This is a genomic window from Stenotrophomonas maltophilia group sp. RNC7 (assembly GCF_030910085.1).
Classification (GTDB): domain Bacteria; phylum Pseudomonadota; class Gammaproteobacteria; order Xanthomonadales; family Xanthomonadaceae; genus Stenotrophomonas; species Stenotrophomonas sepilia.
Map to the genome: position 1 here is coordinate 1 of NZ_JAVFVN010000680.1, position 591 is coordinate 591.

The window sequence follows — 591 nt, forward strand, 5'->3', positions numbered from 1 at the left end:
AAAAGATTATTCAGAAGCAGTAATTAAGAAAAGAAATCAATTAGATTTGTTTGGATTTAAGTCTAGTAAAGAAGATGCACAACTTATAGCAACTGTAATTAATGCTTTAGCGAATGAGGCCAACATGACTACAAGTCGTGCAAATTCAATCCTAGAAGACACAATAAAGTTACTCCCACTAATTAGTACTATTTAAGAAAAGTAATTCCATTACCAGGTGGATGTTGATTTTCATATTCTTCTTTAATAAGTGGGTAGACTTCAAGGTATTTTTTAATCATGTCAGAGGCATAGCCTTTGGCGCCAGAGTTATTGATATATTCTGGCATATTAGAATCTACAAATGCTTTAGCTGTGAGTAAGGCAATGTCATGACATATAAGTTTCTTATCCATATGTTTTTTCTCCTTTCCGGTGTACTTGGCTTGACGGAGCCTGTACTTACATTATAGGAGAGTATCAGAAAAAAGAAAACAAAAATGGGGCATTACAAATGAAAAAAGATTTACAGATTTTTAATAAAGAAAAATTTGGACAAGTAAGGATGGTAGTAATTAAAAGAAAACCATATGCGGTGGGAATCGATGTTGC

The 591-nt window shown here is 32.8% G+C and carries 2 protein-coding genes; one reads left to right on the forward strand and one right to left on the reverse strand.

Going from position 1 to position 591, the window contains the following annotated elements:
- On the forward strand, nucleotides 1–196 hold a 196-nt coding region (locus RCF13_RS14145), incomplete at its 5' end, for a hypothetical protein (RefSeq protein WP_308141272.1).
- Here the strand turns inward: RCF13_RS14145 and RCF13_RS14150 are convergent.
- Entirely contained in the window at nucleotides 189–395 is a 207-nt protein-coding gene (locus RCF13_RS14150; RefSeq protein WP_308141273.1) for a hypothetical protein, read from the reverse strand. The two genes, RCF13_RS14145 and RCF13_RS14150, sit on opposite strands and share 8 nt — an antisense overlap.
- Nucleotides 396–591 lie beyond the last annotated feature (196 nt).